Origin of the sequence: Roseimarinus sediminis (assembly GCF_050433125.1) — a bacterium.
GTDB classification, from domain to species: Bacteria; Bacteroidota; Bacteroidia; order Bacteroidales; family Prolixibacteraceae; genus Roseimarinus; species Roseimarinus sediminis.
In genome coordinates, this window is the sequence record NZ_JBNPXV010000005.1 from 13,391 (window position 1) to 30,725 (window position 17,335).

A 17,335-nucleotide genomic window follows, 5' to 3' on the forward strand; every position below is an offset into this window, starting at 1 on the left:
CATTTAAACAACCATTAATACAAGCAAGTCATGGAACAAACATCAATTATCCGGATCGATGGATTAGTCAAGAAGTTCCCGATGGGCAAGGGTGAATTTACCGCGCTAAAGGGAATTGATCTCACAATGAATGCCGGTGAGTTTGCCGGATTGATCGGTCCCAGCGGATCGGGCAAAACAACGCTATTAAACATTGTCGGCTCGCTCGACTCCCCGTCGGAGGGAGAAGCATTGGTGCTCGGTCATCCTGTGAGTACAATGAATGCGAAACAGGCAGCCCGCTTAAGAAAGGAGCGCCTCGGATTTATCTTTCAAAGTTACAATCTCTTACAGGTTCATACAGTATTCGAAAATGTGGAGTTTCCACTGCTGTTGCTCGATTTCACTGCGGCAGAGCGCAAACGCATGGTAATGGATGCCCTCGAATGGGTGGGCCTTACCGATAAGGTGAATTCCAAACCGCCCAAACTATCGGGTGGCGAATGTCAGCGTGTAGCCATTGCAAGGGCCATGGTGAAAAAGCCTTCGCTGGTACTGGCCGACGAACCAACAGCCAACCTCGATGCAGAAAATTCGCACAACATATTGCGTACCATGGAAGAGTTGAACCGTGAACTGAATACCACCTTCCTGTTTGCAACACACGACGAGAAGGTGATTGCTTATTTGAAAAGAAAAATTTTCATGAAAGATGGAAGAATTGATCATGAAGAAACAGCAAACCCATCAAACGGAAAATCATGAAATTAGCTTTAAAACTGGCCTATCGTAATTTGATCGGAGCCGGATTACGCACCTGGCTGAACGTGATTGTCCTGTCCTTTTCCTTCGTCATTATTATCTGGATGAAAGGAATATTGGTTGGCTGGGACCGTCAGGCCAAGACCGACATGGAACAGTGGGAAATCGGTAAAGGACAATACTGGCATCATGCCTACGATGAGTACGATGCATTCACCATTGATGACAGTCATGCTCCGGTTCCTGAACAATTTCAGGAGGCCATTGATCAACAGCGAATGGTTCCTATTCTTTTGGCACAGGGAACCATCTATCCGCAGGGACGAATGCTTCCGATTACCATCAAGGGCATTCCTGCCGGGCAAAATCTTTTGAAACTACCCACTCAGCGTCTTGATAGTCTAAGCGATGCAGTTCCTGCCATCATTGGTTCGGGCATGGCACGTGCGGCCCACCTCGAAAAGGGAGATCGGGTAATTATGCGTTGGCGCGACAGCAAAGGGGTATTCGATGCGGTTGAGATCGAAATTGCCGACATCTTTAATACTACCGTTCCTACGGTGGATGCAGCCCAGGTGTGGATTGCCCTGGAGCGCATGCGCGAAATGATGCTCCTGCCCAACGAAGCCAGTTTGTTTTCGCTGGCTGATACTGAATTTGAGGCCGATTCGGTGGGTGCTTTTGTGCTGAAACCTGCCGAAGTGCTGACAGCCGAAATTGATGCCATGATTCAGACCAAATCAAGTGGTCAGTCGGTTTTCTACATCATTCTGCTGTTACTGGCCATGCTGGCTATTTTCGACACGCAGATACTTTCCATTTTTCGTCGGCAGAAGGAGATTGGAACTTATGTGGCTTTGGGATATACACGCAGACAGGTGGTCGCACTTTTTACCGTCGAAGGAGCCATGCATGCGCTGCTGGCTGCCGGACTGGCCGCCATTTACGGAATTCCGTTTTTCATCTGGCAGGCAAAGGTGGGCTTTACCGTTCCGATGGATACCAGTGAATTTGGAATGGCCATTTCACCCACCATGTATCCGGTTTATACCGTCGGACTGATTGTTTCGACCACACTCATTGTTCTCTTAACCACTGCCGTGGTAAGTTACTGGCCATCGCGCCGTATTGCAAAAATGAATCCAACTGAAGCATTAAGGGGGAAAATACAATGATCAGATTTTTACTAAAAGGATTGCTGCGGGACAAGAGCCGTAGTCGTGTTCCCATCATGATTGTGGCAGCAGGTGTGATGCTGAGCGTTTTTCTGCATGCCTACATTACCGGATTGATGAATGATTCAATCGAAATGAATGCCCGCATGAGCAATGGACATGTGAAGGTGGTAACCCGCGCATTTGCCGATAATATTTCACAAATGCCAACCGACCTTGCCTTGCTTGAAATCACTTCGCTGCAAGAGGAGCTTTCGCTACACTTTCCCGATATGGACTGGGCAGCACGCATTCAGTTCGGCGGTTTGATCGATGTTCCCGACGAGAACGGCGAAACGCGTGCGCAGGGACCTTCGATGGGCATGGGCATCGATTTGCTTTCGTCAGCATCGAAAGAGTCAGAACGCATTGGTTTGGCCCGTTCGCTGGTTCAGGGCGAACTGCCCGATGCCCGTGGCGAAGTGTTGCTAAGCGATGAGTTTGCACAAAAACTGGAAGTGAAACCGGGTGATGAAATTACCCTGATTGGTTCAACCATGTATGGTGGCATGAGCTATTACAATTTCATTGTATCAGGTACTGTTTCGTTTGGTGTTCAGGTGCTGGATAAAGGAACCGTTATAGCTGACATTGAAGATGTGCGGCTGGCGCTTGATATGCCCGATGCAGCTACCGAAATTGTGGGTTTTTTCGAACAAGGTTATTTTTCATCTGCAGAGGCTGAAAAGGTTAAGAAAGAATTTGCACAGGCTTTCAGTCCTGATCCCGATGATGAATATGCTCCGATTGTACTTTCGCTGAAAGATCAGGGGAACATGGGACAGTTTGTCGAATTGTCGGGCACCATGGGAAGTATTATCACCATTATTTTTATGCTAGCCATGGCGCTGGTGCTTTGGAATGCCGGATTGCTGGGGGGCATTCGTCGTTATGGTGAATTTGGCGTGCGACTGGCCATGGGTGAAGAGAAGAAACATGTGTACCGCACCCTGCTTTATGAATCGGTGATGATTGGTATTGCCGGATCGGTGGTGGGGACTGTGTTTGGACTGTTTTTTGCCTGGCTCATGCAGGAGTACGGACTCAACCTGGGTGATTCGATGAAGGGTTCATCGATGATGCTTCCAACGGTAATCAGGGCCCGGATTACTCCGGTCGATTTTTACATTGGCTTCATTCCGGGCATTGTGTCAACGCTTATCGGAGCAGCACTGGCAGGAATCGGCATCTATCGGAGAAAGACTTCCCAGTTGTTTAAAGAGCTGGAAGCATAATGCAGAAATATTCTCTTTCAATATGAAAAAATAAAACACATGAAAACAATACTGCTATTGCTATTGGTCGTGCAGGCAGCCATGGGGCAGCCTGCTGTCGATGCCGACGTCCTCCTTGAAAAGGTGGATCGTAATCTTTCGTCGGAAAACAGGGTCATGGAATCGACCACTGTGATTCATGGGAAACGGATAAGCCGTACCCTTACTTCGAAATCGTATGTAGTAGGCGACCGGCAGTCGTTTACCGAATACCTGTCGCCGGCCAGGGAGCAGGGAACCAAGATGCTGAAACTGGAAGATCAGCTGTGGATTTATTCCCCGTCGACCGACCGTACCATCCAGATTGCCGGGCACATGTTGCGCCAGTCAGTAATGGGCTCCGACATGTCGTATGAAGACATGATGGACGACCGTAAACTGACTGAGACCTATAATGCCACGGTTGAAAGCAACACCGTGCTCGATGGGCGGGATGTGTACCTGATTCGACTCGATGCCAAAGTAAACGATGTGGCCTATCCCGTTCAGAAAATGTGGGTAGATGCTGAACGTTTTGTTCCCTTAAAACAGGAAATGTACGCTAAAAGCGGGCAATTACTGAAAAGAATGACCATGAAGGATGTGAAAAAAATTGATGGACGCTGGTTCCCGCATTCGATGGTTTATAAGGACATGCTTAAAGACGGTGATGGTACGGAAATGATTATTAATTCCATCCAATTCAATGTTGAGATTCCGGATTACCTGTTTAGCAAGGCAGCTTTGAAGCAATAAGCTGAGCGAAATTTTTAAAAGGGCACCAAAGAGCGCAGCAATTCAAACCTGCGCTCTTTGCCTTTATTTTGTTCCAGGTTCCAGGTAGCCATTATAAATTTCTTTAAGAATTATTTCTTCTTCTTCCCAGCACAAGAGCTGTCCTGCAGCCAGGCAATTTTTCTTCCATTCGGCAAATTGCTCGTCGGCTTCAAGCATGTACCGAATTCCCTGAGCAATGTTTTGCGGAGTGCTTGAACTGATGGTGTACCCAACGCCGTATTGCTTAATAATTTTTGACATCTCGGGAAGGTCAGCAGCCAGCACCGGCACCCCGGCCTGAATGTAATCGAATAGTTTGTTGGGAAGGGCATAGCGATAATTCAGGCCGAGGTCTTTTTCAAGCGACAAACCAATCAGCGCCCTTCGGGTAATTTTTTTCAGTTCGGGGTAGGCCAGTCTTCCTGTAAAAATAACCCGCCTGGTAAGTTGTTGCTCCGAAACCAGTTGCCTGCATGCTTTCAGCTGGTCGCCATCGCCTGCAATCACCAGTTGTAAGTCAGGAAGTTCGTGCATGGCAAGAATGGCCTCTTCAACTCCTCTACCCAAATTAACGGCACCCTGATACAGGAGAAAAGGCTGCTCAACAGCAAAGGACTGCTCCTTGTTTTCTTCATTTTTCCCATCGTCTTTCTGGGGCAGATTCCGAACGACTTTGAATGAAGTTCCGTACTCCTGCCGATAGTGCTGTGCAATGCTGTCGCAAACGGTGTAGCAGTTTTTAAGCCTGGGAACAATTGAAGATTCAATGCTTTTCCATATTTTTTGAGTAAATGGTCGTTCAACTAGTTCAGGCAATTCGGTAAACAGTTCATGGCTGTCGTAAACCAGCGGTAAGCGACGGATTTTGCCGGCCAGCCAGGCTGCCGGGAGGGTGTCCAGGTCATTGGCACACAACAGGTCGAGTGGCTTAAAAAGAAGATAGAAAAACAGGCGGATGTTGAAAAGTGCATAAAACAAAGGACCTTTGTTAATTAAGAACCTGAAGCGACGGTATTTAAAATGACCGGCAGTAAGCGGAAGGCTGTGGGGCAGTATCCGTCCGGCGATGGTGACTTCAAAACCCATGTTGTTCAGGGTGTAAGCAACTTTTTGTACCCGGTTGTCGGTGGCAATGTCGTTAATTACCGTAAGTACGATCCTTTTTTTGAGGGTCGCTGTCATTTCATGCGGATGATCCATAAATGCTTGTTAATGCTAACAAAACTAAGGGATTTTTTCGATATTTGGAGTTTTAATCATCCGGTGTAAAAACAGCTTGATGTTAATATACAGCAAAGCAGTTGCTTGGAAGCATGATTGCTTTTGTTGAAATGTCCTGATGAATAATCAAAGGCACTTTCACCGGAAATTTTTAACTGAAGAAACGTTTATATGATACGCCTGCACAACGATTTTGATTTAAGCAGATACAACACCTTTGGAATAAAGGCAAAGGCAGCATCTTTTTTTGAATTTACCGAATCGGAAGAGCTGATCACTTTTTTGTCCCGTCATCCACTGCCCGACGATTATCTTGTTATGGGAGGCGGTAGCAATCTGCTTTTTGCCGGAGACTATGGCGGATTGATTATTCACCCGAATATTCCCGGTCTGCTTGAAGAGGATGAAGACCGGAATTACGTGTACCTCGAAGCCGGTGCCGGGGTGGAATGGGATGAGCTGGTGCGTCTTTCGGTGAGCTATCAGCTGGGCGGACTTGAGAACCTTTCGCTGATACCGGGAAAAGTAGGAGCTGCGCCGGTTCAGAACATTGGTGCCTATGGTGTTGAGGTGGGCGAACGGATTGTTAAGGTGAGGGGAATATCGCTTGAAACCGGTGAAAGAGTTGAATTTTCTAACGAAGCATGTCATTTTGCCTATCGAAATTCTGTCTTTAAGAATGAATTGAGAAACAAAGTAGTGGTGACATCGGTTGTTTTTAAGCTGGATAAATTTCCGGAGTTTCATCTTGAATATGGAGCTTTGAAAGAAGAAGTGACCAGGCTCGGTGAAGCAAGCCTCGAAAAGGTGCGCGAGGCGGTGATTAGTATCCGGAATTCGAAACTTCCTGATCCGGCACTTACAGGCAATGCGGGCAGTTTCTTTAAAAATCCCGAACTGGAGGAAGCATTTGCCCTGCAGTTGCAAAAACAATATCCAGCAATGCCCGTTTATGCTACTGTAAATGCCTCGGTGATGAAGGTGGCAGCCGGCTGGCTGATTGAACAATGTGGCTGGAAGGGCTTTCGGAAAGGCGATGCAGGAGTACATCCTAAACAGGCCCTGGTGTTGGTGAATTATGGATCGGCAACAGGTGAAGAAATCATCGATCTGGCAGAGAAAATTCAAAAATCGGTTTACAACAAATTTGGTATCCGCTTAAGCCCCGAAGTGAATCTAATTGGGATGGATATTGGTAAAAGCATTACAAGCGATCATGGAGTTTAAAGTAATATCGGGCTACCAGCCTACCGGCGATCAACCGCAGGCCATCGATCAACTGGCAAAGGGAATCGAAGCCGACCAGATTGCCCAGACTTTGCTCGGAGTGACCGGGTCGGGTAAGACCTTTACGGTGGCCAAGGTCATCGAAGAGGTAAAGCGGCCTACGCTGGTGTTGAGTCACAATAAAACGCTGGCAGCCCAGCTTTACAGTGAATTGAAGCAGTTTTTTCCTGACAATGCAGTTGAATATTTTGTTTCGTATTACGATTATTATCAGCCCGAGGCCTATTTGCCGATAACGGATACTTACATCGAAAAAGACCTTTCGATTAATGACGAACTGGAAAAGCTGCGACTGAGTACTACTTCGGCACTTTTGTCGGGCCGGCGCGACGTTATTGTGGTTTCATCGGTTTCGTGTTTGTATGGTATTGGAAATCCTGAAGATTTTCATGCCAACCTGGTTGAAGTGAAAACAGGTCAGATGATGGCCCGGAATGCATTTTTACGCAAGCTGGTCGATGGTCTGTATTCGCGCAACGAAGTGGAATTCAACCGGGGCAATTTCAGGGTGAAGGGCGATACCATTGATATTTTTCCTGCCTATGCCGACACGGCTGTTCGTGTGGTTTTCTGGGGTGATGAGATTGAAGAAATTCAAAGTTTTGATCCTGAAACAGGCCGTGTACTCGAAACCATGGAACAGGTGCTTATTTATCCTGCCAGCATCTTTATCACTACACAGGCCCGCATTCAGACTGCCATCAGAGAAATTCAGGATGATCTGGTAAAGCAGGTTGAATATTTTAAGGAAATCGGAAAGCCGCTCGAAGCCAAAAGGATTGAAGAGCGTGTAGAGTATGACATGGAGATGATGAAGGAACTGGGCTACTGTCCGGGTATTGAAAATTACTCCCGTTATTTCGATGGTCGTTTGCCTGGAACGCGTCCATTTTGTCTGCTCGATTATTTTCCCGACGATTACCTGATGGTGGTTGATGAGAGTCATGTAACCATTCCTCAAATCAGGGCGATGTATGGTGGTGACCGGTCGAGAAAGCAAACCCTGGTGGAATTTGGCTTTCGCCTGCCGGCAGCCATTGACAACCGTCCGCTAAAGTTTGAAGAATGGGAAAGCATGATCAATCAGGTGATTTTTGTAAGTGCCACGCCTGCCGATTACGAACTGGAAAAATCGGAGGGGATCATTGTGGAGCAGATCATCCGGCCAACCGGTTTGCTGGATCCCCTGATTGAAGTACGTCCCAGTCAGAATCAAATTGACGATCTGATGCATGAAATTCAGGTGAGGATCGAAAAAAATGAACGAACACTGGTGACCACGCTTACCAAAAGAATGGCGGAAGAACTTTCAAGTTATCTGATTCGCATGGGCATCAAAACGCGCTACATTCATTCGGATGTAGTGACCATTGAACGCGTTGAAATTTTGGAGGGTTTACGCAACGGAGAATTTAATGTGCTGGTGGGGATTAACCTGCTGCGCGAAGGACTTGACCTGCCCGAAGTTTCACTGGTGGCGATACTGGATGCCGATAAGGAAGGCTTTTTGCGTTCGGAGCGTGCGCTGGTTCAAACGGCGGGGCGTGCAGCGCGCAACCTGAATGGTTTGGTGATTATGTATGCCGACACCATTACCCGTTCGATGCAACTCACCATTGATGCCACCAATTTACGACGCGAGAAGCAGCTCAAATACAATCAGGACAACGGAATTACTCCCACTGCGATTGTTAAGGCGAGCAGGGAAATTATTGGGGTGGAGAGCAGACGGAAAGCAGCCAGACAGGCCGAAGAAAACAGGGCTTATGCCGGTGGAGGGGAACCCGATGTAGCTGCCGATCCGGTGGTGCAGTACATGAGTCGCGAAGCCCTTCAAAAAACCATCGAGAAGGTAAAAAAGGAAATGCAGAAGAGTGCCAAAGAGCTTGACTTTATTCAGGCGGCGCAATACCGTGATGAAATGTTCAGGTTGAAAGAGCTGCTTAAGAAAAAGTATAACGTTGATTAATGAAGCCATTGCTAACAAATATTATTCGGCAGTCGATTCGACTTTTCGGGCTATTGCTGTCTGTTACACTGCTTGTGTCGGGATTTTCGGTCAGGGCCCAGATCAGTACCGGTGGCCGTCCCATGTCTTTGGAGCCGCTGAAATCACTGCGTGTTGAAAAACAGCTTGTTTTAATGCCGGCCTTTGAATTGCATGAGGAAGCCTTGAATCCGCCTGATCTGACTCCCTGGAAAAGCATCAAATATGCCCATTCGTTTGAGGTAAAACTGACTCCCGAAAATTCAGGAAGGATGATGGAGCAGGAGGGATACCGGATTTGGCAGCTTTTGATCCGATCGGAAGGTGCCAAATCGCTGAATGTCATCTTTACAAAGTTCCACCTGCCCGAAGGGGCACGCCTGTTTCTTTCCGATCCTTCGCAGGAAACGGTACTTGGTGCTTTCACTGCTGCCAACAATAAACCCTTTAAGAAATTGGCCACTTATCCGCTGGCCGGTGAAACACTTCTAATTCAGTATGAAGAACCCCTCGATGCCGCTTTTGAAGCTGAACTGGAAATAGGAAAGGTGAATCACGATTTCCTGGGCATCGTTCCACCCTACAAAAACCGTTGGACACGCCGAATATCGGGCCCGTGTAACGTCGATATTAATTGTGAACCTTCGTATGGAATGCAGCTTCAGCAACGGGCAGTTTGCCGCATTTTGTCGGATGATGAACTGGGAACTGCCACCCTTTTAAATAACAGCTCGGAAAATGGTAAACCCTACCTGATTTCGGCGTATCATATTTTTGACAAACCCGCCAATGCCGAGCTCACGCTTTTCGATTTTAACTATGAAAGTCCTTATTGTTCCGAAATAGATGGTTACGATCTGCAATCGGTGAGCGGAGCCACAGCGGTGGCCTGGTTCGACAGTCTCGATTTTATGCTGGTAGAATTGAGCAGGGTGCCCCCGGCCAATTACCGTCCTTATTATGCAGGATGGAATGCAAGTGGTGAAGTACCACAATACAGCCGCAGTATTCATCATCCCAATGGTGATACCAAAAAGATATCGACCGATGAAGGAGTCGGTGATTCCCTTTCATTTTCGCGCTATCTGATTAAGAATGGTCACTGGAAGGTGGGTAACTGGGAGGAAGGAACCACCGAGGCTGGTTCGTCGGGTGCCGGACTCTTTAACCGAAAACTGCAGTTAACCGGCACCTTGTCGGGGGGCTATGCTTCGTGTACCAACTTGTCGTACGACGCTTTTGGACGATTCGATAAAATGTGGAACTACCGTAAAGAGAAGGAACATCAACTGAAATACTGGCTCGATCCGTTGAATTCGGGCATTCTTGAACTGAATGGCTACGATCCCTATTCTTCGGGAGATGAAAGCTGTACTTTGATTTCCAATTTTCTGATTGAGGATGAGTTGAAAAATTCAGGCAATGTGCTCGTTGTGCGGGAAAGTGATGCTGTAGCTGAGTTGTTTGGCCAGTTGGATGAAGCCTGGTTGTCGGGTATTTCGCTCGGAATTCACAGCTATGCAGCACACTCTGTCAATCCACAGTTTGAAATTTCTATTTATACCGGCAATGAGCTGCCCACTGTGCTGGAGAAAAGTTATGTTTTCCAGATGAATGAGCTGACTTTGAAAGCCATGAATTACTTCGATCTGGGTGAAACACTCCATCTTAAAGGCAATTTCTTTGTATCGGTACATCCGGTGAGTCCGAAGGACAGCCTGTATTTTTATCATTCTTCCTACAGAAATCTGCCTTCCAATGCCAGCCTGTTTCTTTTACGTGATGGTACATGGGAAATGGCTTCAGAAAATGATGAAGGAGGGGCTTCTTTGCTGATGGAGGCCACCGTGTGTGGAGCAACTTTTGTCAATTCGGTCGACACCATCGATGACCATCAGCAGGGATTCATCGTTTATCCTAATCCGGCTTCGGAAAGTATAACTTTGGCTTTTAATGAAACTGCAGCTGATCAGCAGGTGAAAATATACGATCGTACCGGTCGCTTATTGTACCATGAAGTGTATGGTGGCCGGCACTATGCCAGCATCGATTTAAGAGGGTTTCATCCTGGAATCTATATGGTACAGCTTATTAGCGACGGGATTCCATCTGCTCAGCAACTCCTGTTTACCGGGAGTTACTAAGCTATAAAGCGTTTAATGGTCGCAATCAGGTCTTCGCTGTTGATGGGTTTAACCAGCACATAGTCGCAACCTACGTTGTAACATTTTTCTTCATCATCGGGCAGGGCCAACGCAGTTTGTGCAATGACCGGTATGTCGGGATTGATGGCCTTGATTTCGCGTGTGGCATCGTATCCGTCTTTTTCAGGCATCATAATGTCCATCAGTACCAGATTTACATGATTGTCTTTGAACATTTGAACAGCTTCTTCTCCATCCTGTGCCCACAACAGATTCACATGCGTCCGCTCGAGAAAGGCTTCAATAAAGAAATAGTTTGACTCGGTATCTTCAGCAATCAGTATGGTTTTGCTGCTCCAGTTGATGTCGCCCGAAACCGAAGGTTTGGTGATCGATATTTTCGGTTCATTTTCGATGGGAATGTGAAAACGGAAGGTGCTTCCCTTGTTTTTCTCCGATTCGAGTGTGATTTCACCGTTCAACAACTCAATCAGTTTTTTCGAAAGGGTGAGCCCCAAACCGCTGCCCCTGTTTTTATTGGTGTTGATGTTGCCCGATTTTCCAAATTTCTTGAAAATGATTTCCCTTTCTCGTGGTTCTATGCCAATACCCGTATCGCGCACAAAAAATTCAATCCGGTTTTTACTTTGGAGCCGGTAACCAAATTCGATTTCTCCCTGATCGGTAAATTTCAATGCGTTGTTTAGCAAATGCGAAATGATCTGATAGATGCGTTCGGGATCGGAAATAATCATGAATAACGGATCGTTGTTGTCCTTTTTCATGATGATGTCGAGATGCTCTTTTTCCAGAATGCTTTGTTTTGAAAGAATGTCGGCATACAGCTTGTCGATGATGCTGTTGATGTAACACTTTTCTTTTCGGGGTTTCACCTGGTTGGTTTCGAGTTTGGCAATTTCGATGATGTTGTCCATCAGGTTCAGTATGTCGTTGCTGCTGTCCTGAATGAACTTAACATATTCGAGGCGTTCATCGTGTGACAAGTCAGAATCGCTCAGCAAACTGGTAAAACCGGTAATGGCATGCAGCGGAGTCCGGATTTCGTGGGGCATGTTGTCGAGGAAGGCCGACTTTAAACGCTCGGCGTCCTCCACAATGTGTTTGGCGCGGTGCAATTCAGCTTCGGTTTCCTTCTCGCGGGTTATGTCGCGCAAAACAATGGCCTGGTAGGGTTTCCCCCTGCTGGTAAAATTTCGTATATACTGTCCGAACCAATAAAGCTTGCCTGATTTTGAAACAATTCGCTTTTCAAAAACCAGGGTTGCTGTCTCATTTTCTTTCGAATCCTCCATGATGCTTTCCTGCATGGGAATGTCATCCTTGTAGGTAAACGATTTCCAGGGTTTGGATGCAATTTCCTCAAAACTGTAGCCGATTTTGTCAACCAGGTATTGGGAAACAAAAAAGGTTTCGTTGGTGTCGCTTTGCTTAATAATGATTCCCAGGGGGATGTCGTTGTAAAGACTTTTAAAATTGGTATCGTTGAAAAGCTCTCTGGCAGAGGGGCTGGTTGACTGGACTGTAATTAGCAATTGCTGCTTTTCGAATTGTATTACTTTCAGCTGAATGCCCACCTGGTATCCGGTGGCGTCTTTTCCCAAGGTGTTGATTGTGAGGGGTGATTCGGGAGGATTTGGAAATTCATTGTGATCAAGCACGCTCTTTTTGATTGCATCGAGCTGTGTTGGTGAATGATCGAATTCGTGCATGAAATATCGATTGGGCCGTATGTCTCCGCTGCTGGTATTAAGCAAAAGTAGCGGCACAGGTATCCCATTGAAATCTATTAATTGCCCCATATAATGATCTGTTATTTCTCGTCCTAAATGAAAAACTAATTTAACAATATCTCAAATTAAAAAGCAAAATTTTGATTAAAGTCTAATTTTCGTTGAGCAATATTGAGATTAGCTTAGATAAATTTTCAATATCAATTTTTTTAGCCTTGATCATTTTGTCCTTATCTAGCAGATAAATCATGGGAGTAGTTTTTACATTGTATTTGATCCGGAAGCGACTTTGATGCTGCGGATCCCAAACGTGATTCCAGCCTGCCAGCTCGTGTTCATCGATGAAGTTTTCCCAGGTTTCCCGTTTGTCGTCCATACAAACGGCGTATACTTCGATGTTGTGGTCGAGATTTTTCAGATAGAAATCGTTGTAAATTTTGGGAACTTCTTTCTTACAGTGTCCGCAATCGGTTTCATAAAACAAAAGCAGGGTAAAGTCGGCCTGGAGCTGGTGAAGGCTCTTTGGTTCGCCTTCGCGACTTTCCATGATAAGTTCAGGTGCTTTTTTCCCGATCAGGTTGGGTCGCGAAAGATAGGCTTCTTCGGCTATTTTTCTCAGGGTGGTGGAGTCGGCCCAAGTTGCTTTTCCTTTGAGATAAACTTCGTCGGCAACCGCTACAAATACAGCATCCATGCCCATTATTTTTGATGCGGAACTGTTGTTGATCAGAAATTGTGTAACATACTGATAGGTATTTACATTGGATTCGGCCCTTTTTAAAAGCTTTATAGCCTGTGGAATGATGGAGTCGGGCGACTGAATGAGTACTTTGTTGAAGTAGTTCTCGAGTTTTGGCTTTACCAGCGGGGTATTCAGTATGCGCTGATCGCCGAAATCGATGCCGTCGAGGTAATGGTCGCGCTGGAAAAAATATTGATGAAACCAGGCAATGGAGTCGAAGCGGGGATGATCGCGTTCGACTGGTGGGGCAGGGACTTCAACCGGATTGGCAGCTCTCAGGAACAAACCATACATGCTGTTGTCTTCCTGCTTGGTTTGCGCTGTCATGTAGCTTTGCATGTTTTGATCCAGCTCATTGAGTTCCTGGCGTGCCCGGGCTGCCATTTGGGCGTCATCGGTTTTTATTTTTTCTGTCAGCTGCTTTTTGCGCTCACTTTGTTTGCGGATGTGTTGCTGATAAGCAAGAAATTTTTCTGTTGTGGCTGCACCGGTAATTCTTAAGGAATCAAGCAGGTGATTGTTGACAGTTTTTAATGAAAATTCCTGATCGCTGCCCAATAGAAAATCGAAATAGTTGTTCCCATTTAAATAGAGCATGTACAGCCCTTCGTTCAGGAGCGAATCGCCTGTGAAAACTCCTTTGCCCGTGGCGTCGAGACGCAGGGTGTCGTTGATGTAAATGTTTGAGTCGTAGTAATGAGCCAGGAAGACCGAGGTGTCGCGCAATCCTGTCCACTCTACTGCAATGCGATAACCCCCGGCTTTGCTTCCGAGGGTTATAATTATAAATATTATTAATCCAGCTAGTTTTTTCTCCATCACCTGTCTTGCTTTAAGCGCTGCAAATTAGTAATTATTCATCCAAATCTTCAAATTTGGCAGCAATTTTTGGTGAGGATCAGCATTAATCCATCAGATTTACTTTCCCATAGCGCGATTCAATTTTAACGGAGGCTTTTGCATTTTCATCTCCTATGCAGGCTCTGATCAGGCTGTAATTGTTTTCATCTCTTTTTTGAAGAATGGTGGCTTCGGGATGTTTCACCCTGCAGTAATAACATTCACTTTCGAGCTGATACGAGACGGATTCGGGGATGTTGATGCGAATGTTTCCGTATCGGTTAATGATTGAAATCAGTTCAAAGTTCCCGGCTACTTCATCCACTTTAATATCGCCATACTGGGTTTCCATTTCAAGGTGACGGTTCAGCTGGTCAATGTTCCATCCTGTAAATTTTGAATCAGCCATCAGGATTTCGCAGCGTTCTATTTCGTAATGGTCGTATTGCGACACTGCTTTCAGCTGTTGGGTCTCGTCGATTTTTATTACCGAATATTTTGAATCGAAACGGCCTTTACCGATTTGGAAGGCGTTAATTTTTCCGTAGGCAATTTGTACATCGATCAAACTGGCCTTGGAGAAATTGGCATTTCCATATTTTATTTCGAAACGGATGGGCTGACCGTCGGGGCTGAGCAGATCCTGGGCCTGGAAGTTTCCATAATGAATTCTGAAGTCTCCGTGTGCATTCAGGTCGTTCAGACTTACATTTCCATAACGGTTATCTACCCGCAGGTTGCGGTCGGCTGGAATATTAATGGTGTATTGTATGCTAAAATCCTGCGTGGTTTTAAACTGAGGACTAAAACTGGTCTGGGCCTTGATGGTTCCGTCGGCGAATGAAAAATTGAAATTGATCTCATCGGCCAGTGCGGCAGCTCTGCTGTCGGCCAGGTTTTCAATTTCGATGACGACATCGATGACCACCGAATCGTCGCGGGTATGAACAAAGTTGATGTGTCCGAATTTATTCTCAATCTGAAGTGCTTCCACCTTGTTGATGTCCCAACCCTTGTGAATTTGTTTCACATAAGTGGCCCTGCTTAAAAATGGTGTGAATAAAATAAGGGCCAAAAGCAGTTTAAATGTTGATGTTTTCATGATTATCGTTGTTTTGTTGTTGTGCATTCAATTCATTTAAAATTTTATTAATGAGCTCAAGTTTGGTCTGATAATAGGTAATCAGTGCATTGATCACCCTTTGGTCGTTGGGTGTTGTATTCAGGTCGGCGCAAAGTTGCTGATATACCTGGTCGTATTGCTTTACTTCGTTAATTAGCAGCTCAAGTCCCTGATCTCCTCCCATTTGCTGGTTGAGTGCTTCCAGTTTTTCTGCCTGTTTGTCAATCGAACTGGTATAATAGTATTCCACATCGGCATATTGCGGCGAAATGCTGCCCAGGGTCATGGTATTTTGCGTATCCTGTTCCCTTGGTACAAGCAGTAGTAGGAGAGCCACCGCCGCTGCAGCGCTGACGGCCGACAGCAGGTATTTGTTTTGAAACCAGCGCTTCTTTTGGCCCCTGGCATCCAGCTTCATCCGAAAGCGCTCGAGGTGTCCCTCGTGTGGCTGTTCGTCGTGAAGCGCTTCCTTCATTCCTCCAATTATCTTTTCCAGTTGATCCATCTTATGCTTCGTTTAAAGTTGTTTTCATTTCAAGCAGGGCCTCTTTTAGCTTTGCTTTGGCTCTGTGATAAATAGTACGCGACGAACCGTTTGAGATTTTAAGTATTTCCGCAATTTCATCATGGTCGTAGCCTTCGATTAAAAAAAGCGACAGCACCACACGGTAGTTGTCGGGCAGTTGATCGATGGCATTTCTGACCATGTGCGGATTAAGACCTTCCACCTCGTTGGCTTCAGCATCGTCGGCCCTGTCGGCCAGCTTCGACAAGTCGTCGTAATGTACTTTTCTTTGTCGGAGCAGATCAATTGAACGGTTGACGACGATGCGTTTCAGCCAGCTGCCAAAACTTACTTCGCCCCTGAACGTGTGCAGCTGCTTAAAGGCAGCCAGAAAGGCTTCCTGCATGGCATCTTCGGCTTCGGCAGGGTGCTTTAATATTCTTCTGCTCACGCTGTACATTCCTTTGTAGTAGCGTTGGTAAAGTTCTAATTGTGCCTGTCGCCTGCCTTTTTTACACTCTTCGATGATATGGGCTAGTAATTGGTCTTCCATACTTTTGATCGTTCGCCTTATTGACGGAAGTGTTTTTTAAATGTTACAGTTCACGAGCGCGATGATTAAAAATCTTTTCGATTGAATTATTTTTCTGAATTTTCTAAGATTTTATTGCTGATAGAATGCAATAAATGAACATCGGTATCGCTAAGCAGGTTCAGGCGTTCGATGATTCGTGGAAAAATATTGCTTTCTTCCTTCATTCCTATTTGATGAAGCAAGCGCTCAATTTTCTTTTTCAATTGTTGAAAGCTTGCTGCTTCGCTTTGAAGATTGATTGTTTCAGCTTGTTGAATGGTGGATAATTCGTAGGCGTACAGCATGACAGCCTGAGCCAGGTTCAGCGAAGGGTAGGGCTTGACGAGCGGCACGGTACTTACCAGATCGCAGCGTTTCAGCTCATGGTTTCGCAGTCCGCTGTCTTCGCGTCCAAACACAATTCCCAATTTGTTTATTGAGCCACTTTTGCTGTCGATCGACGGTTTAAGCAGCTTAAGGGGAAGGTAGTCTTCTTTCACACTGCGTTGTTTGGCCGTGGTGCCCACAACAAAATCGAGATCGGCTGTGGCTTCTTCAAGGCTGCCATAAACGGTTGCCGACTCAAGGATATCGTTGGAAGCATGGGCAAGCCATCGGGCTTCGTCGCATAAATAGTCACAGGGATTAATTAAACGTAGGTGTTTAAAGCCCATGGTTTTAATGGCCCTGGCAGCAGCTCCTACATTGGCAGGACTTGCAGGTTCTACAAGTAAGAAATTGAAAATCATATATAAAATTGAAATTTTTTTTATAAAATTGCGGTTTACTGACAAAAATGAATATTTTTGTTTTAATCACCTAATTTGGGGCGCTTGGTATGAAACCATTGAAATCGGGGATTCAATTTTCAAAGTGGTTGTTGAGAATAGCACTGGTGATTTACCTGATAGCATTTTATCATGGTACGCTGGTTTATCTTGATTTTTTAGATGTTTCTTTCATCTTTGCACTGGTTTATCTGATAGCCGCTCTGAGTTTATTGATTGGTGGATTTAGGAAAAAAGACAATTTAACGGTTTACAGTGCGTTACTGTTACTGCTTGCAGTAGCATTTAACATATATCTTGATGTAGTCGACGGATTTTATGGTGTTGTAAATCACCTGCTTCCGCTCTCCATCGCATTTTTTTTCCTTTCACATGGTAACAAATAAGG

General features: G+C 45.7%; 15 protein-coding genes. 8 read left to right on the top strand and 7 right to left on the bottom strand.

Annotation, left to right across the window (positions count from 1 at the left end; all coding sequences use genetic code 11):
• Nucleotides 1-30 precede the first annotated feature (30 nt).
• The 4 genes from FHS86_RS07845 to FHS86_RS07860 are packed head-to-tail and all read left to right on the top strand — an operon-like array spanning nucleotide 31 to nucleotide 3,964.
• Complete coding sequence (locus tag FHS86_RS07845) at nucleotides 31-744, top strand: ABC transporter ATP-binding protein (protein ID WP_429412440.1); 714 nt, start codon at nucleotides 31-33, stop codon at nucleotides 742-744.
• The gene (locus FHS86_RS07850) at nucleotides 741-1,916 is read left to right on the top strand and encodes an ABC transporter permease (RefSeq protein ID WP_429412441.1); all 1,176 of its coding nucleotides are present in this window, start codon (nucleotides 741-743) and stop codon (nucleotides 1,914-1,916) included. Before FHS86_RS07845 ends, FHS86_RS07850 begins: the two co-directional genes overlap by 4 nt.
• Complete coding sequence (locus FHS86_RS07855; protein ID WP_429412442.1) at nucleotides 1,913-3,190, top strand: ABC transporter permease; 1,278 nt, start codon at nucleotides 1,913-1,915, stop codon at nucleotides 3,188-3,190. Before FHS86_RS07850 ends, FHS86_RS07855 begins: the two co-directional genes overlap by 4 nt.
• A 39-nt stretch (nucleotides 3,191-3,229) precedes the next feature.
• Nucleotides 3,230-3,964, top strand: coding sequence for an outer membrane lipoprotein-sorting protein (locus tag FHS86_RS07860; protein ID WP_429412443.1), 735 nt, complete (start codon nucleotides 3,230-3,232; stop codon nucleotides 3,962-3,964).
• Nucleotides 3,965-4,027: 63 nt separating this feature from the next.
• Here the strand turns inward: FHS86_RS07860 and FHS86_RS07865 are convergent, their stop codons facing one another.
• Nucleotides 4,028-5,185 (bottom strand): glycosyltransferase, encoded by a 1,158-nt coding sequence (locus tag FHS86_RS07865; protein ID WP_429412444.1) that lies wholly within the window; start codon nucleotides 5,183-5,185, stop codon nucleotides 4,028-4,030.
• Between the two features lie 192 nt (nucleotides 5,186-5,377).
• Between FHS86_RS07865 and murB the strand changes: the two genes are divergently transcribed.
• Genes murB through FHS86_RS07880 form a run of 3 tightly spaced genes read left to right on the top strand, consistent with a single transcriptional unit; the run spans nucleotide 5,378 to nucleotide 10,624 of the window.
• Nucleotides 5,378-6,433: a UDP-N-acetylmuramate dehydrogenase gene (murB, locus tag FHS86_RS07870; protein ID WP_429412445.1), complete on the top strand. Its 1,056-nt coding sequence runs from the start codon at nucleotides 5,378-5,380 to the stop codon at nucleotides 6,431-6,433.
• Nucleotides 6,423-8,462, top strand: coding sequence for an excinuclease ABC subunit UvrB (gene uvrB, locus FHS86_RS07875; RefSeq protein WP_429412446.1), 2,040 nt, complete (start codon nucleotides 6,423-6,425; stop codon nucleotides 8,460-8,462). Before murB ends, uvrB begins: the two co-directional genes overlap by 11 nt.
• Nucleotides 8,462-10,624 (top strand): T9SS type A sorting domain-containing protein, encoded by a 2,163-nt coding sequence (locus FHS86_RS07880; protein WP_429412447.1) that lies wholly within the window; start codon nucleotides 8,462-8,464, stop codon nucleotides 10,622-10,624. Before uvrB ends, FHS86_RS07880 begins: the two co-directional genes overlap by 1 nt.
• Here FHS86_RS07880 and FHS86_RS07885 read toward each other — a convergent pair.
• From FHS86_RS07885 to FHS86_RS07910, 6 genes are all read right to left on the bottom strand, one after another.
• A complete protein-coding gene (locus tag FHS86_RS07885) occupies nucleotides 10,621-12,444 on the bottom strand; it encodes an ATP-binding protein (RefSeq protein WP_429412448.1) in 1,824 nt (607 codons plus the stop codon). The genes FHS86_RS07880 and FHS86_RS07885 overlap by 4 nt on opposite strands.
• Nucleotides 12,445-12,526: 82 nt before the next feature.
• Complete coding sequence (locus tag FHS86_RS07890; RefSeq protein ID WP_429412449.1) at nucleotides 12,527-13,936, bottom strand: redoxin domain-containing protein; 1,410 nt, start codon at nucleotides 13,934-13,936, stop codon at nucleotides 12,527-12,529.
• An 85-nt stretch (nucleotides 13,937-14,021) separates the two neighbouring features.
• Entirely contained in the window at nucleotides 14,022-15,059 is a 1,038-nt protein-coding gene (locus tag FHS86_RS07895) for a DUF4097 family beta strand repeat-containing protein (RefSeq protein WP_429412450.1), read from the bottom strand.
• Entirely contained in the window at nucleotides 15,040-15,585 is a 546-nt protein-coding gene (locus FHS86_RS07900) for a hypothetical protein (RefSeq protein ID WP_429412451.1), read from the bottom strand. Before FHS86_RS07900 ends, FHS86_RS07895 begins: the two co-directional genes overlap by 20 nt.
• A gap of 1 nt (nucleotide 15,586) precedes the next feature.
• The gene (locus tag FHS86_RS07905; RefSeq protein WP_429412452.1) at nucleotides 15,587-16,138 is read right to left on the bottom strand and encodes an RNA polymerase sigma factor; all 552 of its coding nucleotides are present in this window, start codon (nucleotides 16,136-16,138) and stop codon (nucleotides 15,587-15,589) included.
• An 86-nt stretch (nucleotides 16,139-16,224) separates the two neighbouring features.
• The gene (locus tag FHS86_RS07910) at nucleotides 16,225-16,908 is read right to left on the bottom strand and encodes a tRNA/rRNA methyltransferase (protein WP_429412453.1); all 684 of its coding nucleotides are present in this window, start codon (nucleotides 16,906-16,908) and stop codon (nucleotides 16,225-16,227) included.
• Between the two features lie 89 nt (nucleotides 16,909-16,997).
• Between FHS86_RS07910 and FHS86_RS07915 the strand changes: the two genes are divergently transcribed.
• A complete protein-coding gene (locus FHS86_RS07915) occupies nucleotides 16,998-17,333 on the top strand; it encodes a hypothetical protein (protein WP_429412454.1) in 336 nt (111 codons plus the stop codon).
• Nucleotides 17,334-17,335 lie beyond the last annotated feature (2 nt).

Excerpts from the sequence above, each read along its gene's own strand:
- FHS86_RS07845 (WP_429412440.1), top strand. The coding sequence starts at position 31 with ATGGAACAAACATCAATTATCCGGATCGATGGATTAGTCAAGAAGTTC.
- FHS86_RS07850 (WP_429412441.1), top strand. The coding sequence starts at position 741 with ATGAAATTAGCTTTAAAACTGGCCTATCGTAATTTGATCGGAGCCGGA.
- FHS86_RS07855 (WP_429412442.1), top strand. The coding sequence starts at position 1,913 with ATGATCAGATTTTTACTAAAAGGATTGCTGCGGGACAAGAGCCGTAGT.
- FHS86_RS07860 (WP_429412443.1), top strand. The coding sequence starts at position 3,230 with ATGAAAACAATACTGCTATTGCTATTGGTCGTGCAGGCAGCCATGGGG.
- FHS86_RS07865 (WP_429412444.1), bottom strand. The coding sequence starts at position 5,185 with ATGGATCATCCGCATGAAATGACAGCGACCCTCAAAAAAAGGATCGTA.
- murB (WP_429412445.1), top strand. The coding sequence starts at position 5,378 with ATGATACGCCTGCACAACGATTTTGATTTAAGCAGATACAACACCTTT.
- uvrB (WP_429412446.1), top strand. The coding sequence starts at position 6,423 with ATGGAGTTTAAAGTAATATCGGGCTACCAGCCTACCGGCGATCAACCG.
- FHS86_RS07880 (WP_429412447.1), top strand. The coding sequence starts at position 8,462 with ATGAAGCCATTGCTAACAAATATTATTCGGCAGTCGATTCGACTTTTC.
- FHS86_RS07885 (WP_429412448.1), bottom strand. The coding sequence starts at position 12,444 with ATGGGGCAATTAATAGATTTCAATGGGATACCTGTGCCGCTACTTTTG.
- FHS86_RS07890 (WP_429412449.1), bottom strand. The coding sequence starts at position 13,936 with ATGGAGAAAAAACTAGCTGGATTAATAATATTTATAATTATAACCCTC.
- FHS86_RS07895 (WP_429412450.1), bottom strand. The coding sequence starts at position 15,059 with ATGAAAACATCAACATTTAAACTGCTTTTGGCCCTTATTTTATTCACA.
- FHS86_RS07900 (WP_429412451.1), bottom strand. The coding sequence starts at position 15,585 with ATGGATCAACTGGAAAAGATAATTGGAGGAATGAAGGAAGCGCTTCAC.
- FHS86_RS07905 (WP_429412452.1), bottom strand. The coding sequence starts at position 16,138 with ATGGAAGACCAATTACTAGCCCATATCATCGAAGAGTGTAAAAAAGGC.
- FHS86_RS07910 (WP_429412453.1), bottom strand. The coding sequence starts at position 16,908 with ATGATTTTCAATTTCTTACTTGTAGAACCTGCAAGTCCTGCCAATGTA.
- FHS86_RS07915 (WP_429412454.1), top strand. The coding sequence starts at position 16,998 with ATGAAACCATTGAAATCGGGGATTCAATTTTCAAAGTGGTTGTTGAGA.